Origin of the sequence: Saccharopolyspora oryzae (assembly GCF_027853915.1) — a bacterium.
In the GTDB taxonomy this organism is placed as follows: domain Bacteria; phylum Actinomycetota; class Actinomycetes; order Mycobacteriales; family Pseudonocardiaceae; genus Saccharopolyspora; species Saccharopolyspora oryzae.
The window spans coordinates 1-2,496 of the sequence record NZ_JAQGLA010000180.1; the positions used below are offsets into that span (position 1 = coordinate 1).

At 71.7% G+C, this 2,496-nt stretch carries 2 protein-coding genes and 1 pseudogene; all 3 read left to right on the top strand.

Translation table 11 applies throughout. The features are described 5' to 3' along the window. The first annotated feature begins 265 nt into the window (after positions 1 to 265). Positions 266 to 982 (top strand): phosphatidylserine decarboxylase, encoded by a 717-nt coding sequence (locus OU415_RS38080; RefSeq protein ID WP_270954665.1) that lies wholly within the window; start codon positions 266 to 268, stop codon positions 980 to 982. Next, the gene (gene pssA / locus OU415_RS38085; RefSeq protein WP_270954666.1) at positions 979 to 1,911 is read left to right on the top strand and encodes a CDP-diacylglycerol--serine O-phosphatidyltransferase; all 933 of its coding nucleotides are present in this window, start codon (positions 979 to 981) and stop codon (positions 1,909 to 1,911) included. The genes OU415_RS38080 and pssA overlap by 4 nt, the downstream gene beginning before the upstream one ends. A gap of 280 nt (positions 1,912 to 2,191) precedes the next feature. Next, positions 2,192 to 2,496 (top strand): annotated as a pseudogene (locus OU415_RS38090) (AAA family ATPase); the annotation flags it as partial.

Below are 2,496 nucleotides of genomic sequence, written 5' to 3' on the forward strand. Positions count from 1 at the left end.
CCTACGGGGAGGCGCCGAACGACCCCTGATGCTTCTCGGCACTCGCCGGATGACTGCGGCATCTCATGAGCGGTAACATCTCAGCGCGCAAATGCGCAGGTCAGCTAGGCTGTTCTTGATCAACTGCGCCCCCTGGCGTCGGTTGGCCCGGGCCGTCCGCGATGCTGTACCGACCACGGCACCGGTCAACGGCCCCGTACACCTGCGGGACCAGCGACCGCGCGGCCGCACCATGGACCCGCCGAAGCAGGGGCGTAGCACCTCGATGAGCACCGCGAAAGAACCGAAGAAGAACCCGCTGGCCCACCTCGCCGGGCTGGCCAGGGACACCATCCCGCCGATGCACCCGGCAGGGCGTCCGTTCGTCCTCGGCGCCGCCGCCGCAACCCTCCTGCTGCGCCGCAAGTGGCGCCCCGCGGGCGTGCTCGGCGGCGTGCTGACCGCCTGGTGCGCGTGGTTCTTCCGCGAACCGGAGCGCACCACGCCCAGCCGCGCAGGACTCGCGGTGGCGCCCGCCGACGGCACCGTCTCGCACGTCGAACCCGCGGTGCCGCCCGCCGAGCTCGGCCTCGGCGACGAGCCGATGGTCCGGATCAGCGCGTTCCTGACCATCTTCGACGTGCACGTCCAGCGCATCCCGCTCGCCGGCCGGATCGAGACCATCGCCTACCGGCCGGGCAAGTTCCTCTCCGCCGACCTGGACAAGGCCAGCGAGGACAACGAGCGCAACTCGATGGTCATCCGCGGCGAGGACGGCACCCGGGTGGCCGTGGTGCAGATCGCCGGCCTGGTGGCCCGCCGCATCGTCTGCTCGGTCGACGAGGGCCAGGAGGTGCCCGCGGGCAGCACCTACGGCCTGATCCGGTTCGGCTCCCGGGTGGACCTCTACGTGCCCGCCGGCAGCCGGGTCCTGGTGGAGCCGGGCCAGCGCACCATCGGCGGCGAAACGGTGCTCGCCGAACTCCCCCAGGGCAACTCATGAGCATGCGGACCACCCCCGGCGTCCGGCTGCTGCCCAACGCGATCACCGTGTTGGCGATGTGCGCCGGGCTGTCCGCGGTCCAATTCGCCCTCAACGGCAACCTGCCCGGCGCCATCGCCGCCATCGCGGTCGCCGCGGTGCTCGACGGCCTCGACGGGCGGATCGCCCGCCTGCTCGACGCCACGTCGAAGATGGGCGCCGAGCTGGACTCGCTGTCCGACGCGATGTCCTTCGGCGTCGCCCCGGCGCTGACGCTCTACGCCTGGCAGCTGCAGGACAACCGGCTCGGCTGGATCGCCGCGCTGATCTTCGCGGTGTGCATGGTGCTGCGCCTCGCGCGGTTCAACACGCTGCTGGACGACGCCGAGCAGCCGCCGTACGCCAAGGAGTTCTTCGTCGGCGTGCCCGCCCCGGCGGCCGGGCTGCTCGCGCTGCTGCCGATCACCCTCACCGCGCACTTCGGCTACGAGGGCTGGTGGGCGGACCAGAACGTGGTGATGATCTGGCTGGTGCTGGTCGCCGCGCTCGCCGTCAGCCGGGTTCCCACGCTGTCGCTGAAGACCGTCAAGGTGCCGCCGCGAGCGGTCGCGCCGCTGCTGGTGCTGGTGGCGCTGCTCGCGGCCGGGATCATCATGTTCCCGCTGATCTCGCTGGCCATCGCGATGGCGGTGTACCTGCTGCACGTGCCGTACGCGGTGTACCGGCACAACTGGCTGGCCAAGCACCCGGAGGCGTGGAGCGCCCCGCCGCGCGAGCGGCGCGCGATCCGCCGCCGCACCCAGCGCCGCATCGGCCTGCGCCCGCCGCTGCGCCGCAGCGTGGCGGGCGCGGCGCGGCGCGTCCGCCGCCGCTCCAGCCACCCTAGCGGCCCCCGCCGCAGCTGGCGGCGCCTCGAGCTCCGCCGCCACCGCAACGACACCAACCGCTGATCCGCAAATTCAATGGAAATCGAACCTCCGATTTCCATTGAATTTGCGGGAGTTCTCCACAGCCAGGACGACTTGTCCACAGGTGTCGGCGTGTCGGGGTCCGCAGGTCCCGACACGCCGGGGTCCCGACACGCCCGGGTGTGCAGTTTCAATTGAAACTGCGGAACCCAGGCACGGCGGATCGCAGTTTCAATTGAAACTGTGGTCCCCGGGGCCGACGGCGGAGCGCCGTGCGGGCGGAAGGGGCGTTGTGCGGGTGGGGCGCGGTTAAGCTCGCGGGGTGTCGTCGATTGCGTTGACCGCTCGGGTTTCTCCCTCCGCCAAGGACACTCGACGCGGGGTGGTGCGGCTGCACCCCGAAGTCCTCGATGCGTTGGGGTTGCGGCCCTGGAACGCCGTACAGCTCACCGGGGCGCGGGCGACCGTGGCGCTCGCCGCCGCGGCCGGCGCCGGGAGCCCCACCGGGGTGCTGCTGCTCGACGACGTCGCGCTGATGAACCTGGGCCTCGGCGAAGGCGCCGAGGTCGTCGTGTCCCCGGTGCAGGTCACCGCCGCGAAGCGGGTGGTCGTCGCCGGGTCTCAGAT